This is a genomic window from Streptomyces sp. T12, assembly GCF_028736035.1.
Taxonomy (GTDB): Bacteria; Actinomycetota; Actinomycetes; order Streptomycetales; family Streptomycetaceae; genus Streptomyces.
Map to the genome: position 1 here is coordinate 4,602,368 of NZ_CP117866.1, position 23,004 is coordinate 4,625,371.

Consider the following 23,004-nt stretch of genomic DNA (forward strand, 5'->3'; position numbering starts at 1 on the left):
GCACGGTCCGATGTCCATACCGACCGGTCGGCACAGATCACTCCACACGCCGCCTCCGGAGCTTCGACAACTCCCGCTCGACTGCCGATTGGCTGCCGATTCCCTTCCCTTGCACGGCAGTTCACGGCTGAATACCAGAGTTGCACGCACCACCACTGCACCACCCACGCCATGTCCTTCACGACGACCTGGGGAGCAGCAGCATGTGCGAGGACCACCACGCGGGCCTGGGAAGACGCGCACTGTTCGTGACGGGCGCCGCCGCCGCGCTTACGTTGGGAAGCGTGACCTTCGCTTCAGGCGCCGACGACACCCGGGACGCGGAGACCCGCACGGTGCGGGGCACCCTGCCGCCCGGGTCCCCCGACTTCGTGTACGTGCCGGTCGAAGTGCCGTCCGGCGTACAGGAGATCAAGGTCTCCTACACCTACGAGAAGCCGTCCGTCCCGGCCGGTACCCCGGGCAACGCCCTCGACATCGGCATCTTCGACTGGCGCGGCACGGAGCTCGGCGGCCACGGCTTCCGGGGCTGGTCGGGCGGGGCGCGCACGGAGTTCTTCATCCGGGCGGACGAAGCGACGCCCGGGTACCTCCCGGGCCCGGTGCGTGAGGGCACCTGGCACATCGCCCTCGGCCCCTACACGGTGGCTCCGCAGGGACTGCCGTACGAGCTCACCATCACGCTCACGTACGGCGAGCCCGGCGAGGTCGTCGAGCCGATCTACCCGCCGGACCGGGCGAAGGGCCGGGGGCGGGCCTGGTACCGGGGCGACTGCCATCTGCACTCCTGGTACTCCGACGGCCGCCGTACGCCCGCCGAGATCGCGGCGCTGGCGCGGGCGGCGGGGCTGGACTTCATCAACAGCTCGGAGCACAACACGCACTCGGCGCACGCGCACTGGGCGTCCGAGGCGGGCGACGACCTCCTGATCATGCTGGGCGAGGAGGTCACGACGCGCAACGGCCACGTGGTGGCGCTCGGCACCGACCCCGGCACCTTCGTCGACTGGCGCTACCGCGCCCGGGACAACCGCTTCGGCCGTTTCGCCCGCCGGATCCGCAAGGCCGGCGGCCTCGTCGTCCCCGCCCACCCGCACGCCACCTGCGTCGGCTGCAACTGGAAGTTCGGCTTCGGCGAGGCGGACGCGATCGAGGTGTGGAACGGGCCCTACACGCCCGACGACGAAGTCGCCCTGGCGGACTGGGACAGCATGCTGGTGGCATCGGTGCGGGAGGGCCGTGACTGGATCCCGGCGATGGGCAACAGCGACGCCCACCGCGACCCCGACCCGGTCGGCAGCCCGCAGACGGTGGTCCTGGCGGACGACCTGACGCGGGAGGCGATCCAGGAGGGGATCAAGGCGGGGCGGTCGTACGTGGCCGAGTCGAAGAATGTCTCCCTGGCCTTCGGCGTCTCCGGCGCGAAGGGCGAACACGCCGGTATCGGCGAGCGGCTGAAGGTCGACCGGAACTCGCCGGTGACCGTACGCCTGGAGGCCACGGGCGCCCCACGCTGCACGGTCCGCTTCGTGACCGACCAGGGCGTACTGTTCACGAGCCCGCCGCTGCCGGTGGCGGGGTCGGGGGTCGTGGAGTGGCGTACGACGCCCTCGTACGCGGCCTATGTACGGGCGGAGCTGCGGCACGAGGCGGCGGTGGGGCCGTTGCCGGGGGCGCTGGCGGCGTTCACGAATCCGGTTTTCCTGGGGCGGCCGTAGGCGGCGACTGCCTTGCGGTGAAGCGTGGTTGGACGGTCAGCAGTACGGTGGCTGGTTGGTCAGGGAAGCCGCTACCCGCATCCACACTCCGAACTGCCGGTAGAGGCTGGGCAGAGTGCCTTGCGCCTGGACGGTGCGCGTGTCGGTCGAGGAGACCCCTGGAATTCCCAGAAGGGTGGAGGCCACTGAGGCCGACTGCCAGCGGACGGTGAGGGTGGACGGGTCCGAAGACACCGCCTGGACCGTCCGTTGCGCGGAGAGGCCGACGGCAGCCGCCTCCTCAATTGCCTTGCGTGCTTCCTCGGCCGGGCACAGGTCCGCCGCGAACCGGTCTCGTGCATGCTTCACGGCAACGGTGGTGACGGAGGCATCCCATTCCGCCATCTCCACGCAGGCACGGTCGTCACCGGTGAGGACCGCCACCGGGACACCGATGGCCGCCGCGGTGGCGTGGGCCAGGCCGATCTCGCCCACGGGCCGGCCGTCCAGCCACATGTCTTCGATCTCGTGGCCCATGAAGCTGTGGCTCAGCACCCCGAGCGCGCCGGCCCGGGAGTGATAGCCGACGCAGATCACGGCGTCGTGCTCGGGGGCGAGGCCTTCGAGCATGCCCATGTGCTTGGGCTTGCCGCGGATGAGGCGGGCTGACGGGTGCAGGTTCTCCGGAAGGATGTTGCGCATGGGGCCGTGAGCGTCGTTGACGGTGATGTCTGTGGCCCCGGCCGCGAGGGCACCCCGGACGGCAGCGTTGACGTCCTCCGCCATCATCAGCCGTCCACGCTCGTAGTCCCGGCCGCCGGGCTGGACATCGTCGGCGTCGACGAGCCCTGTGACGCCTTCCATGTCCGCGCTGATGTAGATCCGCACTGTGCGCACTCCTCAAGCTTGATCGCTCAGGAGACGTCTGCCATCCCGCTGTTGGTTCCTTCCGATGGCGTCGGCCCGTCCCCCAGGTCCGCGACCACCGCCGCGTGGTCCGACGGCCAGACACCGTCGACCGGACCGTCGCCCGCCCGCCGTACGCCCCGCACATGCCCCAGTCCGCCTGCCCCGGGCGGCCCCACGTGGATGTAGTCGATCCGCACGCTCGGCTCCCGGCCTGCCGCGACGTACGGGTTCTCGCGGTCCCAGGTGACGGAGGGGGCGGCCGGGTCGGCGTACTGCCAGGCGTCGAAGAAGACCTGGCCGGGGACGACCGGCGCGGTCCGGTAGCCGCCGAAGAGGCGGATCTCGTCGGAGTCGGGCCAGGCGTTGAAGTCGCCGGTGACGACGGTCGGAAAGGGCGTGTCGCCCCGGTTCTCGGCGATGAACTCGGCGAGCGCGGTGACCTGGCGGCAGCGTACGGCCGAGGCGTGCAGGGCGGAGGTGAGGTGGGTGGTGAAGAAGGGGATGTCGTAGGCGGGGGTGGTCAGGCGGGTGAAGAGGGCGAGACGGCCGTCGTCGACCTCGGACGGGGCCGGCAGGCGCAGCGTGCGCCGGTCTGCGACCGGCCAGCGGCTCAGTACGGCGTTGCCGATGTCGACCGTGGGATCGCCGATCCGCCGGCGCCAGCGCTCGGGGGCGGGCGAGGGGGCCCAGGCCCAGTGCATGCCGAGTTCGCCGGCCAGCCACTCGGCCTGGTTCTCGCCGCCGGCGGCCCACACCTCCTGCAGGCCCACGACGTCGGGGCGCAGTTCGCGCAGCGCGGCGAGAATCGTCTTCTGCCGGGCCTCCCAGGGCCCGAAGCGCCACCACAGATTCCAGGTCACGACCCGCATGGGGCCACCGTCTCTCATAGAGGAACCGTTCGAGGTTCCGCCGGTCATTCGATCCCGCCGTGAGAGACATTGAAGAGCATCAGCACCACCATGAGACAGGAGACCCGCAAACCATGCCCGACCGCGCAGAGACCCGCGCAGAGAGCAAGTACCGGACCGTCACGGCCTTCCAGCGAGGGCTCAACACGGTGATGCGCCGGCTGCCGATCCAGACCCTCCTGGAAACCACCGGCCGCACCTCCGGCCTGCCCCGCCGCACCCCGGTCGGCGGACGCCGGGTCGGGGACTCCTTCTGGCTCGTGTCGGAGTTCGGGGAGCGTTCCCAGTACGTGCGCAACATCAAGGCCGATCCGCGGGTACGGGTACGCATCCGGGGCCGGTGGCACACGGGTACGGCCCACCTCCTCCCGGACGACGACACCGCCGCCCGGCTGCGCGCCCTGCCCCGGCTCAACAGCGCCGCGGTACGGGTGATCGGGGTCGGGCAGCTGACGGTGCGGGTGGATCTGGAGGGGTGAGCGGCGGTGATCACGCCCCGCCGGTCCCACCTCGCCGGTCACACCCCGCGGACCGAGTGGTGGAGCTACCGGCTCACACCGCTTCCGTGATCCCGGCGCACAGCTCCGCCACCACGCTCACGACGGTCTGCGGTGCGCGCAGGGTCGGGAAGTGGTCGCAGGCCGCGAGACGGACGAGACGGCACCCGGGGATGGCGGCGGCCATCGCCTCGTTGCAGCGGACCACCCGAGGCAGGTCCCGCTCGCCCAGCAACAGCGTGCAGGGCACGGAGAGTTCGCCGAGGCGCGGGAAGGCCGGCGGGTCCTCCGTGCGGTGACGGTGCATGGCGGGCCAGGCGGGGATCGCCGCGCGCAGCAGGTCGACGGCCTCGGTGTCGGGCGGTGTGCCCGCCGCTCCCCAGGCTTGCAGGGACAGCGCGACCAGCCCGTCCATGTCCCCGGCCGACGCCAACTCGCCGAGCCGGGTGGTCAGTTCCGGTGATTCCAGCTCGGGATACCCGGTCACCCCGGGGACCAGCAGGGCGAGGGCGGCGACGCGCGGGGGCTCGTCCAGCGCGAGGCCGATCGCGGTGGCGCCGCCCATGCTGGAACCGACCAGCACCGCGCGCTCCACGCCGAAGTGGTCCAGGACCGCGCGCAGGTCGGCGACCAGGGAGTACGCGGTGGTGGGTCTCGGGGACCTGCCGAAGCCGCGGGAGTCGTACCGGATCACCCGGTGACGCGCGGCAAGGGCCGGGGCGACCCGGTCCCACAACCGCGAGTCCGCGACGCCGGGGTGCAGCAGCACCACGGGCACCCCGTCCCCGCCCGTGTCGCCCCCGCCCGTGTCGTCCGCCCAGACCTCGCCGCCGTCGACCTTCACGATGGATTCCATGCGGCGACTGTGCCGCAGCCCGCCCGCCGCTCACGGCAGACGCTCGGCCGAGGTCAGCCCGGCCACACGATCGACTGAACCTCGCTGTAGGCGTGCAGGGCGTACGACCCGACGTCCCGGCCCACCCCACTCTTCTTGAAGCCGCCGAAGGGCGCCTCCATGTTGCGGCCCACGGTGTTGATCCCGACCCCGCCGGCCCGCAACCGCCGCGCGACCCGGAAGGCGCGGGCCACGTCGCCGGACCAGACGTAGTCGATCAGGCCGTAGTCCGTGTCGTTGGCGAGGGCGACGCCCTCTTCCTCCTCGTCGAAGGGGATCACGGAGACGACCGGCCCGAAGATCTCCTCGCGGGCGACGCGCATGTCGTTCGTGCAGTCCGCGAGGAGGGTGGGAGAGACGTAGAAACCCCGCTCGTACGGCGGCCGTTCACCGCCCGCCACCACCACCGCGCCTTCCTTCCGGCCCGTCTCCACATACGCCTCGACCCGGTCCCGGTGCTCCGCCGAGATCACCGGCCCGACGATCGTGGACGCCTCACGCGGATCCCCGACCTTCAACCGGCCCGCATACGCCGCCAGTTGCTCGACGAGCCGGCCGTACACGCCCCGCTGGGCCAGCACCCGCGTCGGCGCCGTGCAGATCTGCCCGCTGTAGAAGGAGAACGTCGTCCCGATCCCGGCCACCGCCGACCCGAGGTCCGCGTCGTCGAAGACGACCGCCGCGCCCTTCCCGCCGAGCTCCATCAACTGGCGTTTCATGTCCCGCCCGCACGCCTCGGCGATGCGCTGCCCGACCGCCGTGGAGCCGGTGAAGCTCACCATGTCGACGTCCGGGGAGGAGACGGCCGCCTCGCCGACCTCCACGGCCCGCCCGGAGACGACGTTCACGACCCCCGCCGGAGCCCCGGCGGCCTCAAGCGCCTCCGCCATCCGGTAGACGGACAGCGGATCCTGCGGCGCCGGTTTCACGACGACCGTGTTGCCCATGGCCAGCGCGGGGGCGATCTTGCCGGCCGGGTTGGCCCACGGGTTGTTGTACGAGGTGACGCAGGTGACGACCCCGACGGGCTGGCGGACGGCCAGCGCTCCCATCACGCCGGCCTTCCCCATCGGCCCGGCCTCGTTGATCTGCGGCGGGATGGCCCACTCTGCGGGCTCCACGCGCGCGTACCGCCGGAAACGGGCCGCCCCGACGCCCACCTGCATGCCCCGGGCCGTCCCCGTGGTCGCGCCGGTCTCGGCCTGGGCCAGTTCGGCGTACGGCACGAGGTGGCCGCGGATGGTGTCCGCCGCCCGCCCCAGCACGGCCGCCCGCTCCTCAGGCGTCGTACGCGACCACGGCCCGAAGGCCTCGCGGGCCGCGGCACAGGCCGCGTGCACCTGATCCCGCGAGGCCTCCGGAGCCCACCCGACGGTCTCCTCGGATGCCGGGTCCATCACGGCGTAATAGCCGCCGTCCGGCTCGACCCACGCACCACCGACGAACAACCGCTGCCGATCAGGCCCCTTCAAGCTCACCTGGTGGCCACCGTCCTGGTGTCCCGCCCCGAGCGCAACACGCGCCCCGGCACCGCCCCGGTCACCACGTCGTCCCGGATCGCCTCGACCCCGTTGACCCACACGGCCCGCACACCGATCGCCTTGGCGTCCAGCCGCGGACTGTCACCCGGCAGGTCGTGCACCAGGGTGGCCGTACCGGCATCGATCCGCTCCGGGTCGAAGAGCACCAGGTCCGCATGGAAGCCCTCCTCCACCCGGCCCCGCTCACGCAGCCCGAACAGCCGCGCCGGATCATCGGTCAGCATCTTCACCGCCTGCTCCAGCCCCACGAGCTTGCGCCCGCGCAGACAGTCCCCGAGGAACCGCGTCGTGTACGGCGCCCCGCACATGCGGTCCAGGTGCGCCCCGGCGTCGGAGCCGCCGAGCAGCACGTCCTCGTGCTGCCAGGTCTCGGCGCGCAGGGACCAGGACGCCGGGTCGTTGTCGGTCGGCATCGGCCACAGGACGGTCCGCAGATCGTCGGCGGCACAGATCTCCACCAGGCACGCGAAGGGTTCCAGGCCGCGCTCCCGGGCGATGTCCTCCACGACCCGCCCGCTCAGCCCCCGGTTCGCCTCGCTGTAGGTGTCGCCGATGACGTACCGCCCGAAGTTCGTCAGCCGCCGGAAGACACCGGCCTCCTTGGCGGTGGCGTGCCTGAGCAGCTCGGCCTGCACGTCCGGCTCGCGCAGCTTGGCGATCCGCTCGGGCACGGGCAGCCCGAGGACCGGCCCCCATCCGGGGATGAGGTTCAGGGCGCAGAAGGTGCCCAGGGACATGTTCATCGGCGTGAGGATCGGCATGGTGAGGGCCACCACCCGGCCGCCCGCCTTCCGGGCCTGTTCGCTCGCGAGGAGCTGGCGCGGCACCCGCTCCGGCACGGCCGAGTCGATGGTCAGGACGTTCCAGTTGAGCGGCCGTCCGGCGGCGGCGCTCATCTCCACGAACAGTTCGATCTCGGCGTCGCTGAACTGGTCCAGACACCCCGCGACGATCGCCTCGATCTGGGTCCCCTCGTGCTCGCCGACCGCCCGCGACATCGCCAGCAGCTCGTCCGGCCCGGCGTGCCGGGAGGCCACCGGATTGCCGTCCCCGTCCGAGTGGCTCGACGACTGGGTGGTGGAGAAGCCCCAGGCACCGGCGTCCATGGCGTCGTGCAACAGCCGGACGATCTCGGCCAGCTGCTCCGCACTCGGCTGCCCACCCACCGCGTCCGGCCCCATCACATGCCGCCGCAGCGCACAGTGCCCCACCATGAACCCCGCGTTGACGGCGATCCGCCCCTCAAGGGCGTCCAGATACTCCCCGAACGTCCGCCAACTCCACGGCGCCCCCTCCTCCAGCGCGACCAGCGACATGCCCTCGACCTTGGACATCATGCGGCGCGTGTAGTCGGCGTCCTCCGGACGGGCGGGATTGAGCGGCGCGAGCGTGAACCCACAGTTCCCGGCGGCGACGGTGGTCACCCCGTGGTTGAGGGAGGGGGTCGCGTACGGATCCCAGAAGAGCTGGGCGTCGTAGTGGGTGTGGGGGTCGACGAATCCGGGGGCGAGGACGAGCCCGGTGGCGTCTTCTCGGGTGCGCGACTCCTGGGTGACCTGGCCGATGACGGCGATACGACCGTCCCGTATGCCGACGTCGGCGGTGTACGCAGGCGCACCCGTCCCATCGACAACGGACGCGCCTTTGATGACGTGATCGAGCATGAACGTTGCCTCCTTGAACTCCGGGCCGGCCGGCCTACCTAGGGGCGCGGGGAACTGCGCGACCAGCCCCCACGAACCCGCACCCGCCAACGGCGATCAGACACCCCTCCGGAACCGCGTAGTCCGATGAACCGGATCCGTGTCGATCTTCGGAATCACGTGCTCCCCGATCAGCCGAATCGTCTGCAACGTCTCCTCCTTCGGCACCCCCACCGGCAACCCGAAGCTCAACTGATCCGCCCCCGCCTGCTCCCACCGCTTGCACTGCCGGAACACCTCGTCCGGATCCCCGCAGATCAGCAACTCCTCCTCGATCAGCAGCTCCACGAACTCCGGCGTGTACTCGGGCAACGTCTCCGGCCACACCGGGAACCCCTCGGGACGAGGAAACGTGTCGTGGTACCGGAACACCAGCGACGGCAGGTAGTGCAATTCACCCCGCACCGCGATCTCGATCGCCTCGGCGTGCGTAGGCGCACAGATCGCCGTCGTCGTCACCATCACGTTGTCGTTGACGAAGTCACCGATGGGCTCGGCGTTCACGACCGCCGTCTTGTACTGCTCCAGCACCCACTCCATGTCGGCGACCTTCTGCACACTGAAGCCCAGCACCCCGAGCCCCTTCTTCGCCGCCATGGCGTACGACGGCGGCGACCCGGCCGCGTACCACATCGCGGGGTGGGACTTCCCGTACGGCTTCGGCAGAATCTTCCGCGGCGGCAGCGACCAGTGCTTGCCCTGGAAGCCGGCGTACTCGTCCTGGAGCCACATCTTCGGGAACTCGGCGATGGTCTCTTCCCAGATCTCCTTGGTGTGGTTCATGTCGGTGATGCCCGGCAGAAACCCGAGGATCTCGTGCGACCCCGCGCCCCGACCGGACCCGAACTCGAAGCGGTTGCCGCTGAGATGGTCGAGCATGGCCACCTTCTCGGCGACCTTCACGGGGTGGTTGACCTGGGCGAGGGGATTGAAGATCCCGGAGCCGAGATGGATCCGTTCCGTCGCGTGTGCCAGGTACCCCAGGAAGACGTCGTTCGCGGAGAGGTGCGAGTACTCCTCCAGGAAGTGGTGCTCGGACGCCCAGGCGTACTTGAAGCCGGACCGGTCCGCCTGGATGACGTACTCGGCCTCCTCCATCAGTGCCTTGTGCTCGGCGAGCGGGTCGGTCTCGGCGCGCTTGCCCACGTATCCCTGTACAAAGAGCCCGAATTCCAAGGAGGTTCACCGTCCCCAGTAGTTTCTGACGCTTCGTCAGATCGGCGGTATGCCGCCGACTGTGGCACCGGGCGCAAGGATGGTCAATAGTTGACGGGCAGTCAGATGACAGTCGGCCGGCGGTCAGATGACCGAGACGCCCGCCAGCCATCCCCCGTCGATCACGAACGGCTGCCCGGTGATGTAGGAGGAGTCCTCCGAGGTCAGGAACAGCGCGAGGCGCGCCACCTCCTCGGGCCTGCCGATCCGGCCGAGCGGCACGAGCTTGCGGTAGAGCCCGTCGAGCGCCCTCGACGTCTCCTCCGCGTCCGCTTCCGGATCCAGCAGCGACGGGTTGGACATCGCGGTGTCGATGGCGCCGGGGCACATGGCGTTGACCCGGATGCCGCGGGGCGCCAGCTCCAGGGCGGCGACCCGGGTGAGGCCGAGGATGGCGTGCTTGGTGGCGGAGTACGTCCCCACGGCCGCCATGCCGGTCACCGCGGTGTACGAGGCCGTGTTGACGATCGTGCCGCCGTCGGCCATCTCGGGCGCGACGGTCTTGATGCCGAGGAAGCAGCCGACCTGGTTGACCCGTACGACCTGCAAGAACTCGTCGAGGGGCGTGTCGACGAGGGAGTTGAAGCGCAGGATGCCGGCGTTGTTGACCAGCCCGTCCAGGTGGCCGTAGGCCCTCCGCGCGGCGGTGACGGCGGCCTGCCAGTCGGCTTCCAGGCCCACGTCGAGGTGGACGTAGAGCGCGTCTATCTCCTCGGCGAGGGCCTCGCCCTGGTCGTCGAGCACGTCGGCGACGACGACTCGCGCGCCCTCCGCGGCGAACAGCCGCGCCTCCTGCTCGCCCTGTCCGCGCGCCGCCCCGGTGACGATGACGACCCGTCCGTCGAGCTTGCCCATTTCGGCCCCCTTCGAAGGGTGGACACGGTGGACCCCGCATCGTGAACTCCGCATCGTAGCGCCATACCTGACGAAGCGTCAGATGCAAGCCCTGAGGGTTGCTGAGGCGAATCTCACGTGACCCACAAGTAGGGATGTTTGACCCTGTCGGCATCCGTCAAGGGAATACAAAATCCTGCCCATGTCCAAGCGGAGACTGAAGAACAAGAAGATCAGGATCGTGGCGGTCGGGTCGGCTCTCGTGACCGGGGGAGCCATCGCCACCGTACTGCTGCCGTCGGCGAACGCCGCCGATGAGAAGACGCCCGAGCAGATCATGACCATGTGCCAGCGGGCCAAGGTGCTCAACGGCAAACAGCAGTCCATTTTCGATTTCGGCGGCCACCCGATCGCCGGACCGAGTTTCGCCTCCGACAACTGCGATTTCGTCGAGACGAAGTTCGAGACCTTCGACGGGCCGGCCGAAAAGGCCTCCATCGACTTCCCGAACTGCGAACCGAACGCCACCGAACCGGCGAAGACGTCGATCACCTGGTCGGCGACGGCGGCCCAGGGACAGGGCAAGTACACCGTCACCCAACAGGGCGGCGGTGGAGGACTCTTCGGCGCGCTGACCGGATCCTGGCTCAAGCACAAGGGAACCCTCGACATGACCGTGAAGTCCGCGACCGCCGGTGACACGGAACAGCGTGAGGTGCCGGTCGGCAAGGTGCTCCACATGGAGTTCACGCCGAAGATGCAGCGCATGACCGGCGAATGGCGGGTGCGGATCGACGCCCGTGAGGCGACGACCGTCACCAACCCCTCCCCCGAGCAGAACTTCGTGGCACCGGACGTCGTCGAGGGCCCCGTCATCCTGCCGGGTGCCGCGGGTGCTCCGGGTGTCGCGGACGGCACCTCCAAGGCCGTACTGACCGACTGCTGACCCCGACCACCACCCCCCTGACCTCCCACATTCCAGAGGAGAACCCCCATGACACGCGTCGGCCGCGCCAGAAGCCACCGGAGCAAGAAGAAGCGCATCGCCCTCGCCCTGTCCCCGCTGGTGGCCGTCGCGGCGGCCGTCCCGCTGATGAACTCGGCCGGTGCCGCCACCCCCTCCGAAGTGACCGCCGACTGCTCGGCGGACTCCGACAGGCTGGAGAACTGCGAGTTCGTCGACGTCCAGTTCAAGCGGGACAACCTCGGACCCAATCAGCGGGTCTCCACGGTGAGCGACAACTGCGGATCGACGGGCACCGCCTCGAAGACCTTCAACGTGAGCGCGTCCGTCACCCGGACCATCCAGCTCGAGGACGGATTCACCGCGGACGCCGGCACGAAGCTCGGCAATTCCTTCTTCGAGATCGGCGTGAAGTTCAACACGTCGGAAATCAACATCACCCGCGACGACAAGACGACGACGCTGGCGTTCAGCAGGACGGACACCGTACAGGCGGACAGCATCGGCTTCTTCATGTGGTCCGCCAAGCGCACCGATGTGAGCGGATTCCTGAAGGCCACGTACAAGGAAGCACAGGACGGCCAGACGGTGTTCTTCTCGCCGAGCGAGGGCTCCACGGGCGTACACGTCTTCTATCCGCAGATCCTGAAGAACGGCACCCCCGACGGCCGCCTCTGGCTGCGCAATGTGAAGTGCGGAACTCCTGAAGCATCCGGCATTCAGAATTCGACCCGCGCTCTGAGGTCGGAACCCGGGTTCGGTGAGGGCAGCGAGAACGTCACCGACGTCGAGATCCCGCTGTCGGAGGTTCCGGCACCTTAGGACTCCTAACCCGGCGACGTCGGCGAACATCCCCGGGATACTGGTCGCCCATGGATGAGGTCAAAGTCGTCGTCTCCCATTCCGAGCGCGCGACTCTGCGCGTCGGCGACGTGTTCCTGAAGGTGGACGCCGATCAGGCGCGCATCGATGCCGAGGTCGAGGCGATGTCCCTCGCGCCGGTCCCGACCCCGGAGGTCCTGTGGCGCAAGCCGTCCGTGCTCGCGACCGCCGCACTCCCGGGGACGACGCTTGGGCGCCTCGGCGGGCCGTCGACCGGGTCGCCGGCGGCGTGGGCCGCGGCGGGCGCCGCCATCCGGAAGCTGCACGAAGCGCCCCTGCCGGCCCGGCCGGGCCAGGCCGGCCGGAGCATCGTCGCGCTGGCGGCGGAACTCGACGACGAGTGCGAGTTGCTCGTGACGAACGGCGTCCTGCCCGCCGACCTGGTCACTCGCAACCGCCAGGTCGCCGAGGCCGCGCTCCGGCCGTGGACTCCGGCGTTCACGCACGGCGACCTGCAGATCGATCACCTCTTCGTCGACGGCGACGAGGTCACGGGCATCATCGACTGGTCCGAGGCGGGCCAGGGTGATGCCCTGTACGACCTCGCCACCTTCACGCTCGGACACGAGGAGCACCTCGACGACGTCATCGCCGGCTATGGCACCGACATCGACCTCGACGTGATCCACGCGTGGTGGTCGTTGCGAAGCCTGCTGATAGTTCGCTGGCTGATCGAGCACGGCTTCGACCCGTTCGCGCCGGGCTGTGAGGTCGACGTGCTGAGATCCCGGATGTGAGGCTGCGCGGGCGCGACTGCCACGTATGCGCCTCGTGGTCATAGCCGCGGTCGGCATACAGGTGCTCGGGGCGGCGCAGTGGCTGGCCGCGCTTGCCGCGAGCGGGGTGCCGTGCGCCTCGACGATCAGGTGGTGCTTGCTGTCGGCCTTGCCCCGGTCCACCGGAGACGGACCGGTGGCCGGCCCGCCCTTCATCGCGCGGATGTGGCTGGAGTCGACCGCTGCGCGGGAGAAGTCGAGCAGGTCTGCGGCGCGCAGCTCAAAGAGCAGCAGCTTGTCAGGAGTCGTCAGCCGCATTCTCGGAAGCGAAGCACGGGCGCGGCTCCCAGCCAGCGCAGGACCGCGTCCGTGCTGCCGCGTGCGTCCAGCTTGGCGTAGATGTTGCTGAGGTTGTTGCGGACGGTCTTCTCGCTCAGCCGTAATCGCAGCCCGATCTCCTGCGCGCCCAGGCCGGTCGACAGCAGCTCCATGATCTGCCGCTCGCGCGGCGAGAGCAGCGACCGCAGCCGCTCCATGGCCTCCCCGCCGGTGGGCATCCGCCGCGCCCCCTCCCGCAGGGCGGCGCAGGCCGCCGGGGAGAGGTACGTGTGCCCGACGGTGGCCCCGACGACGGCCGAGGAGAGCATGCAGGTGCAGTAGTCCCCCTCGACCAGATAGCCCGCCCCGCCACGGAACGCCTCGACGATGGTCTCGGTGTCCCGGCGCGGGCTGATGACGATCACCGGGACGTCGGCGGCCCACCGCTCCCGCAGCGCCGCCGAGGGGTCCTCGCAGCACAGGATCACGACGTCCGCGCCCTCCCCCACCGCCTCGAAGGGAGCGGCCGACTGCACCACCCGCCCGACGTACGGGTCGTCCGGAGCCGGCCAGTCGGGATGCGGCCAGGCATCCTCGGGGCAGGCGAGGGCGACGGTCAGTTTCCGGGAAGTGCGCACGTCATGTGTCCTTCCGCCGAAGCCGTACGGCCGTACGTCTACGTCAGTACGTCCATACATACGGCGGTCGGCGTGGACATGTTCAAGCTTTCAAGAAGCGCTGCGTGCCGGGCCCGCTACAACAGCGGTGCCACCTGCGTCCCGAACGCCTCCATCTGATCGGTGAGTTCGGCCCGGCTGCGGCACCGGAACCGCACCTGGAGCTGGTGCACGCCCATGGCACGGTAGGCCCGGAGCGACTCGGCCAGCTCCTCGGCGTCGCCCGTGAGGGTCCGGCGTCCGACGTCCCAGCCGGGCTTGCCGACGTACAGGGGCTCGGCGATGGCGCCGACGGTGAACGACCCCTCGATGCCTGCTTCTTCGCGCAGCCGCCGTATCCGGGCGATCTGCGCCGGGAGTCGGTCCCGCGGATCCCCCTGGGGCAGCCACCCGTCTCCCTTGAGGGCGGCTCGGCGTACGGCGGCCGGGGAGGACCCGCCGACCCACAGCGGGACGTGCTCCTGGGCGGGGCGCGGTCGCTGGCCGAGGCCCTCGAAGGCGTAGAGCTTGCCGTGGTGTTCGGGGAACTCGTCGGGCCCGAGGGCGGCGCGCAGGGCGTCGACGCACTCGTCGAGCACGGGTCCGCGCCGCTCGAAGTCGACGCCCAGCGCCTCGAACTCCTCCCGCACATGCCCGGCCCCGACCCCGAGGATCAGCCGCCCGCCGCTGAGGTGGTCGAGGGTGGCGTACTGCTTGGCGGTGACGAGGGGATGGCGCAGGCCCACCACGGCCACGTGGCTGAGCAGCCGGACGCGCTCGGTCGCGGCCGCGAGAAAGGCGAGGGTGGCGACGGGGTCGTACCAGACCGTGCTCATCGCGGAGGCGAGGCGGCGCGGGATGGCGACGTGGTCGCAGCTCGCGAGGTAGGCGAAGCCGGCGCGGTCGGCGGTGCGGGCGAGGGCGAGCAGGTCGTCCGGGCCGGCGGAGGCCTCCCAGGGTTCGGCGTAGATCGTGCTCTGCGACTGGACGGGAAGTTGGATGCCGTAGGCAAGACGCCCTTCCGGCGACAGGGCTGGCATGGTGCCCCCTTCACTGGCGGTCCGGGATGTCGACCGGCGCGGACTACATGGTCGTAGCTGACGCACTGTCAGACAAGGGTCCGGCCCCACCGAAGGAACCCGTGCGCCCCTATTGACATCTACCCATGTGGCCCTCTAGCGCGTGATCGCTTCCAAAGGGTGGAAGCAGGGATGAACGAGGTGAATGTGGACGTCGATCAGCGACCCTCCGTAGCCGACGTCGCCATGTCCGTCGTCGTGATCGTCTACAACGACGAGGCCAGGCTGCCCACGGCCGTACGCTCGGTGCTGGAGCAGACACTGCGCGGCGTCGAGGTCGTGATCGTGGACGACCACAGCACGGACGGCTCGTACGAGGTGGCCCGCCGCCTCGCCGCCGAGCACCCCGACCGGGTGCGGGCGCACCGGCTCCCCGAGAACAGCGGCGGCTGCGGCGCGCCCCGCAACCACGGCATCCTGAAGAGCCGCGGCGCCTACGTCCTCTTCCTCGACAGCGACGACGTCCTGGAGCGCAACGCCTGCCGCAACTTCCTGGAGGCGGCCGAGACCACCGGCGCCGACCTGGTCTCCGGCCTCTGTGTCCGCGTCCACGTCGACTCGCGCCACCGCAAGGAGGTCAGGTGGTACCCGTGGCTGTACGCCCGCACCCGCACCCTCGACTCGGTCTCCGAGCTGCCTGACCTGCTGGTCTACGACACCCTGTCGACCAACAAGTGCTACCGCCGGCAGTTCCTGGTCGACAGCGGCCTGGACTTCCCCGTCGGCATCCACTACGAGGACCTGCTCTTCTCCGCCCAGGCGTACACCGCGGCCCGCCGCATCACGCTCATACCGAACCGGGTCTACGACTGGAACGTGGTCGAGAAGGCCGACGCCAAGTCGATCAGCAACCGCCGGGCCGAGATCGCCAACTTCGCGCACCGCATGGAGATGCACCGCCGGGTCGACCGACTGCTCGCCGACCAGGGCCTGCCCGAGCTGAAGTTCCGCAAGGACGTCAAGTTCCTCAAGCACGACCTGGTCCTGCACCTGCGCGACCTGCCCTTCCGGGACGCCGCCTACCGTCAGGAGTTCGCCGCTCTCGCCCGCACCTACCTGGCGTCGATCGACCCGGCCGCGTACGACGAGGTCGAGCCGATCCACGCGGTCTGCGCCTATCTGCTGCGGATGAGCGACTGGGACAACCTGCTGCCCGCCGTGGACACGCTCACCAACCGCGACAAGGTCTCCGCCCCGCTCGCCGAGCGCGAGGGGCGGGTCTACTGGTGCGCCGAGCACATCGACGAGGACCCCCTCGCCCGCCGGATCCTGGACGTCACCGAGCTCGGCTATCACGCCCGGCCGGTCGGGAAGCTGTTCCTGCGCAACGAACTGACCGAGTACCGGCAGGAGCGGGAGCAGGGCAAGGGCGGTGTCGTCCGGCTCGCGGGGCGCGTCACCAACCCCCTCGGGGTCATCCCGGCCGGTGCCCGGCTCACCGCCGAGCTGGAGTTCTACGCCCGCCGGCAGGGCGTACGCTTCCAGACCTTCCGCTTCCCGGTGGCGACGGTGCGGCACGAGGGCCCGCACGTGTCCTGGGAGGCCTCGGCGAACCTTTCGAAGGGCCTGCGCCCGCTCGGCATCGTGGACGCCGTCTGGGACGTACGCCTCCACCTGGACGTCGACGGCGAGCGTACGACGACCCGCCTGACCGCCGCCGGCCCCGGCCTCGCGACCGGCGAGGTGCCGGTGCGCCCCCGCCTGACCCGGCTGGTCGCCGACCGTGTCGAGCCTCAGGTCTCCGCCCGCGGCCACCTCGCCTTCCGCCTCGTCCCCGACAAGAAGGCGAACACCCTCGTCACCCGCGGACTGCAGGGCCCACCCGGCCGCCTCGCCAAGGCCGGCTACCGCAAGGCGAAGACCCTGCGCAAGAAAGCGTCCTCCGGGGACACCAAGCTCCGCCTCTACCGCGACGTCTTCCTGCGGATGCCGGTGCACAAGCGCCTGGTGGTCTTCGAGAGCCACCTGGGCCGGCAGTACAGCGACAGCCCCCGGGCGATCTACGAGGAGATGCGCCGGCAGGGGATCGACTTCGAGGCGGTGTGGTCGTACACGGGCAAGCCGCAGGGCTTCCCCAAGGACGCCACGCTGGTGCGCCGCTGGTCGCTGCCGTACCTGCGCGCGCTGGCCCGCGCCGAGTACTGGGTCGACAACCAGAGCTACCCGCTGAAGCTGACCAAGCGCCCCGGGACGACGTACATCCAGACCTGGCACGGCTCCGCGCTCAAGCGGATGGGCTTCGACGAACCCGGCTGGAAGCTCAAGTCCCGCGCCGAGCAGGCGGAACAGCAGCGCACCCTGGACCGTTTCGACCACTTCCTGATCCGCTCGGAGCACGACGTCCGCACCCTCGCCAAGGCCTTCCGGCTGCCGGAGAAGGCGCTGCTGCGCGTGGGCTACCCGCGCAACGACGCGCTCGTGCGGGCCCGCGAGGCCGCCGAACGGCCGCCGCTGGCCGCCGAGTTGGGCATCCCGTCGGACAAGAAGGTGCTGCTGTACGCCCCCACCTTCCGCCAGCAGGGCGGGCGCCGTTTCGCGCTGCCCTTCGACGTGGAGCGCTTCGCGGAGACGTTCGGCGACGAGTACGTCCTCCTCGTGCGCGCGCACTACCTCAACCACGTCGTCCTCCCGCCGTCCGTACGAGGCCGGGTCATCGACGTGTCGGACCACCACGACGTGACCCCCGTCCTCGCCCTCGCCGACGCCCTGATCACGGACTACTCGTCGGTGATGTTCGACTACGCCCTGCTGGACCGCCCGATGCTCTTCTTCCCGTACGACTACGAGGAGTACGTGCACGAGGGCCGCGGCACCTACTTCGACCTGCTGGAACGGGCACCGGGCCCGGTCGTCCGCACCGAGGACGAACTGCACTCCGTGCTGGGCGCTTCACCGCTGGAGGAGCAGACGGTCAAGTACGCGGCGGCGCGGGAGCGGTTCGTGGCCGACTTCGGCGAGTACGACAAGGGCACCGCCGCGCGGCGCATCGTCGAGGAGTTCTTCGCCGATTGGAGGAAAGCGTGAGGGACAGCATGCCGGAGCGGGACGTCTTCCTGGTCTCCAACAGCGTGGACGAGATGGGCGGCGTGACCAGCTGGTCCCATCAGATGGCCCGGCTCTTCACCGAGCGCGGCCACCGCGTCCACGTCATCGGTGTCACCACCCCCGAGGACCCGCACCACCTCGGCGAACTCCCGTACCCCACCACCCGGTTGTACGACGGCCAGCCGCCGGCCCCCGGCCGGGCGCGAGAGGCGAGCATGCGGGAGAAGGCCGGCGTGCTGACGGGCCTCTTCCGCGCCGCGCGTCCCGGCGGGGTCGTCATCGTGACCCAGGTGTGGGCGATGGAGTGGGTGAAGCTCGCCGACACAGGCGGTCTGACCGTCATCGGGATGAGCCACGAGTCCTTCGAGACCTCGAAGCGGTCCTCGCGCTTCCAGCGGGTCCTCAAGCACTACCGGGACGTCGACCGCATGCTCGTCCTCACCCGCGAGGACGCCGACCTGTGGATCGGCGCGGGCCTCAACAACGCCTCGTATCTGCCGAACGCCGTGCCCTGGCTGCCGGACGTGCCCTCCCCGCGCACCGAGAAGGCCGTGATCAGCATCGGCCGGCTCAGCGACGAGAAGGGCGTCGACATGCTCCTCGACACCTGGTCCGAGGTGGCCCCCCGCCACCCCGGCTGGGTGCTGAAGATCTACGGCTCCGGGGAGGACGAGGAGATCCTCAGGAAGCAGTGCACCGCCCTGGGCCTCGACGACTCGGTGACGTGGATGGGCCGCACGAGCGACGTGCCGGGCGCGTTGCGGGGCGGCTCGGTGTTCGCGCTGTCCTCCAGGGGCGAGGGCTTCCCGCTCGCCCTCATGGAGGCCATGGCCATGGGCGTCCCCTGCACCGCCTTCGACTGCGCCCCCGGCGTCCACGAGATAGTCCGCGACGGCGAGGACGGCCTCCTCGCCAGGCCCGGCAACACGGGCGAACTGGCCCGCAAGCTGGACCTGTTGATGTCGGACCGCGAGCTGCGGGACCGGATGGGCGAGGCGGCGCGGGAGAACATACGGCGGTACGGGGCGCAGGAGATCGCCGGGCGGTGGGAAGCCCTGTTCGGCTTCCTGGAGAGGTAAGGCGTACGGCCCTTCCTGGAGAGGAAGGGCCGTACTGCTCACTTCACGGGGTGGTGCTCACTTCACGGGGTGGTGCGCAGTCCAGCCCGCCCACGCCGACGAGATCATGTCCGCCACCCCGTACCGCGCCTTCCAGCCCAGTTCCGCCGCGATGCGGTCGGCCGAGGCGACGACCCGGGCGGGGTCGCCCGGCCGCCGGTCCACGACCACCGGGGGCAGGGCGTGGCCGGTGAGCGCGTTGATCCGGTCGATCATCTCGCGCACCGAGACGCCCTCCCCGCGCCCGATGTTGAGGGTGAGGTCCGTGCCCGGTGCCGCGTGCAGCCGCCGCGCGGCCGCCACATGGGCCTCCGCCAGGTCGACGACGTGGATGTAGTCGCGCACGCACGTCCCGTCGGGGGTCGGGTAGTCGGCGCCGAAGATCCGCGGCGGGGCGCCCTCGGTGAGCTTCTCGAACACCATGGGGACGAGGTTGAAGACGCCGGTGTCGGCCAGTTCCGGGGTCGCCGCGCCGGCCACGTTGAAGTAGCGGAGCGAGGCCGTCGACAGACCGGTCGCCCGGCCCGTGGCCCGTACGAGCCACTCGCCGGCCAGCTTGGTCTCGCCGTACGGGCTCATCGGCTCGCACGGAGTCTCCTCGGTGACGAGGTCGACATCCGGCATGCCGTAGACGGCGGCCGATGAGGAGAACACGAACGACGCGACCTCGGCCTCGGCGACGGCGGACAGCAGGATGCGCAGGCCCTCGACGTTCTCCCGGTAGTAGTACAACGGCAGTTCGACGGACTCGCCGACCTGCTTCTTCGCGGCGAGGTGGACGACGCCGGTGATGCCCTGGTCCCGGATGACGCGCCCGAGCCGCTCACCGTCCAGCGTGGAGCCGAGGACCAGCGGCACGCCCTCGGGGACCCGTTCGGCGATCCCCGTGGACAAGTCGTCGTAGACGACGGCTCGTTCTCCCGCATCGAGCATCGCGCGCACGACGTGCGCCCCGATGTAGCCGGCGCCACCGGTGATCAGCCAGGTCATGTACCGCGGTCCCTTCGTCGGAGTGGGTCACAGATCAGCGAAAGAGGCGTTTGAGGCGACGGCGTATGACCTCGGTCAGTCCGCTCAAGCCGGGCGCGAGCCGCACCGCGAGCGCCCCCGAGTGGGTGGCGTACGGCTGGGCCAGCAGCACACCGTGTCGCAGGCTCGGCAGTGCGCTGCGGCGCAGCAGTCCGGCGCCCGCGAGAGCGTGGGCGGTGGTGTGCCGGTCAGTGCCGTCTCTGAAGCGCAGCCGCAGCCTGAGGTCCCAGGTGCCGCTGCCCAGCGCCGCCAGGTCCAGGGGGAACTCGGCCGACCAGGTGCCGGACTCCGGGTGGGCCGTGAGGGGCGCCGTGGCGGTGAATCCCACCCGCCCGTCCTCCCGCTCCGCGAACTCCGCCTCCACGGTCTGCGGACCCCCCTCCGCCATCCGTCCGTACAGCTCGTGCAGGCGCAGCCGGAGCACCGTCCCACGCACGCGTGGGCGCAGTTCGGCGTCGACGGCGGCGGGCAGCCGGTGCACCGGGCGGACGAGGAGGTGGTCCAACTCCGCCTGGGGCAGGTCCGCCGACCAGACCGGGGAGCCGTCGTCCGCGTGCGCGTACGGCGGGTTCAGCCGTGCCGGGCGGGCCGCGACTTCCTTGAGCCGGTCCAGGTCGCGCGGCTCCTCGGCGGCGAGCACCACCCGGGCGACGATCCGGCCGGGCGTGGTCGCCGCCGTGAGGTCGCTCTCGTCGAAGGAGGCCAGGTACGCGCGCGTGAGGGTCCACCACTCGCGCCGGTAGTCGGCGCCGCGCAGGTGCAGCTCGCGTGCGTACATCCGCAGCGAGTGGTCGAGGAAGCGCGCCCGCGTCGCCCGCGCCAGCCGCTTCTCCCCGGCGCTCAGCAGGATGTCGTACGACAGCCGGTCGGCGTCGATCCGGGCCTGCCAGTTGGCGGTGTCCGAGCGGTCGAGGGAGATGGACAGCCGGGCCGCCGATCGGCGCACGTGCCAGAGGTACACCGGCTCCGGGACGATCGCGATGCGTGGCCCGGCGGCCAGCACCCGTGCGCCGAAAACGAAGTCCTCGTACGGGAAGGCTCCTTCGGGGAAGCTGATCCTGTGCTCGCGCAGGAAGGCGGTGCTGTAGAGCTTGTTGACGCAGAGCGTGTCGCGGACGAGGCGCACCCGCCGGGCGGGGTGGGCGACCAGGGTGCGCCGGGTGTACAGCTCGGGCTGCCAGGGGGTCTCGCGCCCGGACGGCAGCTCCTTGCGCAGGGCCAGCCCGGACGCGACCGGGGTGTCGTGCCGCACGGCCGCGCCCAGCAGCGCGTCGACGGCACCCAGCGGCAGCACGTCGTCGCTGTCCAGGAACATCACGTAGGGCGAGGTCGCGGCGTTCAGCCCGTCGTTTCGCGGAGTGCCGCAGCCGCCGCTGTTGGTCGGGCGCCGGATCACCTTCAGGCGCGGTTCCTCGGCGGCCAGCCCTTCCAGCAGCTCCCCGCTGCCGTCCGTCGAGCAGTCGTCGACCGCGATCACCTCACGGACGGCCGGCCCCTGCGCGAGCGCCGAGCGCACCGCGTCCGCCACATGGGCGGCGTCGTCGTACCCGATGACGACGACAGTGACCTGCGCGTCCTGAAGAGCCATGGTTGCCCCGACCGAAGAGAAATATGTGCGTAATGGTCATGTACGAGGTACTTCGCACCTCGGTGGGGAAGATGGCTTGTACGCGGTCGGGGTTCCGTTCCAGACCGGTTGTTTACGATCAGCGGCCGCCTCCCGGTGCCCACAGCCCCTGTGGCGTCAGTCCCAGTAGCTCGATGGCGTTGCCCCGCACGATCCGCTCCACGACGTCCGCGTCCAGGTGCCCCATCTGCGCCTCGCCGACCTCGCGGGACTTCGGCCAGGTGGAGTCGGAGTGCGGGTAGTCGGTCTCGTACAGGACGTTTCCGACGCCGATCGCGTCCAGGTTCCTGAGCCCGAAGGCGTCGTCGAAGAAGCAGCCGTAGACGTGGTCGGCGAACAGTTCGGACGGCGGGCGGTGGACCTTGTCGGCGACGCCGCCCCAGCCCCGGTTCTCCTCCCACACGACGTCGGCGCGCTCCAGGATGTACGGGATCCAGCCGATCTGGCCCTCCGCGTACATGACCTTGAGGTTCGGGAAGCGTTCGAACTTGCCGCTCATCAGCCAGTCGACCATCGAGAAGCAGCAGTTGGCGAAGGTGATGGTGGAGCCGACGGCGGGCGGGGCGTCGGCGGAGGTGGAGGGCATACGGCTCGACGATCCGATGTGCATGGCGACGACGGTGCCGGTCTCGTCGCAGGCGGCGAGGAAGGGGTCCCAGTCGTCGGTGTGGACGGAGGGCAGGCCCAGGTGCGGGGGTATCTCGGAGAAGGCGACGGCACGGACGCCGCGGGCGGCGTTGCGGCGGACTTCCGCTGCCGCCAGTTCGGCGTCCCAGAGCGGGATGAGGGTGAGGGGGATGAGCCGCCCCTGGGCGTCCGGCCCGCACCACTCCTCCACCATCCAGTCGTTGTAGGCCTGCACGCACAGCAGGCCCAGCTCATGGTCCGCGGCCTCGGTGAAGGTCTGGCCGCAGAAGCGGGGGAAGGTCGGGAAGCAGAGGGCGGACTGGACGTGGTTGACGTCCATGTCGGCGAGGCGGGCGGGGACGTCGTAGGACCCCGGGCGCATCTGCTCGTAGGTGATGACCTCCAGCTTGATCTCGTCCCTGCTGTAGCCGACGGCCGTGTCGAGGCGGGTGATCGGCCGGTGCAGGTCCTCGTACACCCACCAGTCGCCGATGGGCCCGTCGTCGCCGGGCCGGCCCATGACGGGCTTGAACCGGCCGCCGAGGAAGGTCATTTCCTTCAGTGGCGCGCGGACGATGCGCGGCCCGGTGTCGAGGTACTTCTTCGGGAGCCGGTCCTGCCAGACGGTGGGCGGCTCCACGGTGTGGTCGTCGACGGAGATGATCAGGGGAAACGTCGTCTCGGTGTCCATGTCCGTCACGGTAGCGCCGATCTGACGGTCCGTCAGCTATGCCGTCGGTCATG

General features: G+C 70.4%; 19 protein-coding genes and 1 pseudogene. 7 read left to right on the forward strand and 13 right to left on the reverse strand.

The annotated features are described in order from the left end of the window. Nucleotides 1-203 precede the first annotated feature (203 nt). Nucleotides 204-1,718, forward strand: a complete 1,515-nt coding sequence (locus PBV52_RS20425) for a CehA/McbA family metallohydrolase (RefSeq protein WP_274239994.1) — start codon at nt 204-206, stop codon at nt 1,716-1,718. Between the two features lie 36 nt (nt 1,719-1,754). Here PBV52_RS20425 and PBV52_RS20430 read toward each other — a convergent pair whose 3' ends face one another. Together PBV52_RS20430 and PBV52_RS20435 are read right to left on the reverse strand one after the other, a co-directional pair. Continuing rightward, nucleotides 1,755-2,585 (reverse strand): M55 family metallopeptidase, encoded by an 831-nt coding sequence (locus PBV52_RS20430; protein ID WP_274239995.1) that lies wholly within the window; start codon nt 2,583-2,585, stop codon nt 1,755-1,757. Nucleotides 2,586-2,611: 26 nt separating this feature from the next. Beyond that, entirely contained in the window at nt 2,612-3,475 is an 864-nt protein-coding gene (locus tag PBV52_RS20435) for an endonuclease/exonuclease/phosphatase family protein (protein ID WP_274239996.1), read from the reverse strand. Between the two features lie 113 nt (nt 3,476-3,588). On the opposite strand from PBV52_RS20435, the gene PBV52_RS20440 reads away from it, so the two are divergent. Continuing rightward, a complete protein-coding gene (locus PBV52_RS20440) occupies nt 3,589-3,993 on the forward strand; it encodes a nitroreductase family deazaflavin-dependent oxidoreductase (RefSeq protein WP_274239998.1) in 405 nt (134 codons plus the stop codon). A 73-nt stretch (nt 3,994-4,066) separates the two neighbouring features. On the opposite strand, the gene PBV52_RS20445 is transcribed toward PBV52_RS20440, so the two are convergent. The 5 genes from PBV52_RS20445 to PBV52_RS20465 form a co-directional block, all read right to left on the reverse strand. Beyond that, entirely contained in the window at nt 4,067-4,867 is an 801-nt protein-coding gene (locus tag PBV52_RS20445) for an alpha/beta fold hydrolase (RefSeq protein WP_274239999.1), read from the reverse strand. 53 nt (nt 4,868-4,920) lie between these two features. Further along, entirely contained in the window at nt 4,921-6,384 is a 1,464-nt protein-coding gene (locus PBV52_RS20450) for an aldehyde dehydrogenase family protein (RefSeq protein WP_274240000.1), read from the reverse strand. Beyond that, the gene (locus tag PBV52_RS20455; protein WP_274240001.1) at nt 6,381-8,111 is read right to left on the reverse strand and encodes an amidohydrolase family protein; all 1,731 of its coding nucleotides are present in this window, start codon (nt 8,109-8,111) and stop codon (nt 6,381-6,383) included. Before PBV52_RS20455 ends, PBV52_RS20450 begins: the two co-directional genes overlap by 4 nt. Nucleotides 8,112-8,207: 96 nt before the next feature. Then, complete coding sequence (locus tag PBV52_RS20460) at nt 8,208-9,326, reverse strand: LLM class flavin-dependent oxidoreductase (protein WP_346283446.1); 1,119 nt, start codon at nt 9,324-9,326, stop codon at nt 8,208-8,210. A gap of 123 nt (nt 9,327-9,449) precedes the next feature. Further along, a complete protein-coding gene (locus PBV52_RS20465) occupies nt 9,450-10,220 on the reverse strand; it encodes an SDR family NAD(P)-dependent oxidoreductase (protein ID WP_274240003.1) in 771 nt (256 codons plus the stop codon). 181 nt (nt 10,221-10,401) lie between these two features. On the opposite strand from PBV52_RS20465, the gene PBV52_RS20470 reads away from it, so the two are divergent. Genes PBV52_RS20470 through PBV52_RS20480 form a run of 3 tightly spaced genes read left to right on the forward strand, consistent with a single transcriptional unit; the run spans nt 10,402 to nt 12,782 of the window. Then, nucleotides 10,402-11,145: a hypothetical protein gene (locus PBV52_RS20470; RefSeq protein ID WP_274240004.1), complete on the forward strand. Its 744-nt coding sequence runs from the start codon at nt 10,402-10,404 to the stop codon at nt 11,143-11,145. A 48-nt stretch (nt 11,146-11,193) separates the two neighbouring features. Then, nucleotides 11,194-11,985, forward strand: coding sequence for a hypothetical protein (locus tag PBV52_RS20475; protein ID WP_274240005.1), 792 nt, complete (start codon nt 11,194-11,196; stop codon nt 11,983-11,985). A gap of 50 nt (nt 11,986-12,035) precedes the next feature. Further along, complete coding sequence (locus PBV52_RS20480) at nt 12,036-12,782, forward strand: phosphotransferase family protein (protein WP_274240006.1); 747 nt, start codon at nt 12,036-12,038, stop codon at nt 12,780-12,782. A gap of 117 nt (nt 12,783-12,899) precedes the next feature. Here PBV52_RS20480 and PBV52_RS51770 read toward each other — a convergent pair. The 3 genes and pseudogenes from PBV52_RS51770 to PBV52_RS20495 all read right to left on the reverse strand — a co-directional run. Beyond that, nucleotides 12,900-13,052, reverse strand: a pseudogene (locus PBV52_RS51770) (IS5/IS1182 family transposase); the annotation flags it as partial. 17 nt (nt 13,053-13,069) lie between these two features. Continuing rightward, entirely contained in the window at nt 13,070-13,717 is a 648-nt protein-coding gene (locus tag PBV52_RS20490; RefSeq protein WP_274240007.1) for a response regulator transcription factor, read from the reverse strand. Between the two features lie 116 nt (nt 13,718-13,833). Further along, nucleotides 13,834-14,775 (reverse strand): TIGR03619 family F420-dependent LLM class oxidoreductase, encoded by a 942-nt coding sequence (locus PBV52_RS20495; RefSeq protein ID WP_274240008.1) that lies wholly within the window; start codon nt 14,773-14,775, stop codon nt 13,834-13,836. Between the two features lie 171 nt (nt 14,776-14,946). Between PBV52_RS20495 and PBV52_RS20500 the strand changes: the two genes are divergently transcribed. Together PBV52_RS20500 and PBV52_RS20505 are read left to right on the forward strand one after the other, a co-directional pair. Next, entirely contained in the window at nt 14,947-17,838 is a 2,892-nt protein-coding gene (locus PBV52_RS20500) for a CDP-glycerol glycerophosphotransferase family protein (protein ID WP_274240009.1), read from the forward strand. Between the two features lie 8 nt (nt 17,839-17,846). Further along, a complete protein-coding gene (locus PBV52_RS20505; protein ID WP_274249472.1) occupies nt 17,847-18,938 on the forward strand; it encodes a glycosyltransferase in 1,092 nt (363 codons plus the stop codon). Between the two features lie 57 nt (nt 18,939-18,995). Here PBV52_RS20505 and galE read toward each other — a convergent pair whose 3' ends face one another. The 3 genes from galE to PBV52_RS20520 all read right to left on the reverse strand — a co-directional run bounded on the left by galE (nt 18,996) and on the right by PBV52_RS20520 (nt 22,951). Continuing rightward, entirely contained in the window at nt 18,996-19,967 is a 972-nt protein-coding gene (gene galE / locus PBV52_RS20510; RefSeq protein ID WP_274240010.1) for a UDP-glucose 4-epimerase GalE, read from the reverse strand. A 34-nt stretch (nt 19,968-20,001) separates the two neighbouring features. Further along, the gene (locus PBV52_RS20515) at nt 20,002-21,594 is read right to left on the reverse strand and encodes a glycosyltransferase family 2 protein (RefSeq protein WP_274240011.1); all 1,593 of its coding nucleotides are present in this window, start codon (nt 21,592-21,594) and stop codon (nt 20,002-20,004) included. Between the two features lie 118 nt (nt 21,595-21,712). Continuing rightward, nucleotides 21,713-22,951: an amidohydrolase family protein gene (locus PBV52_RS20520; RefSeq protein WP_274240012.1), complete on the reverse strand. Its 1,239-nt coding sequence runs from the start codon at nt 22,949-22,951 to the stop codon at nt 21,713-21,715. Nucleotides 22,952-23,004: the final 53 nt, after the last annotated feature.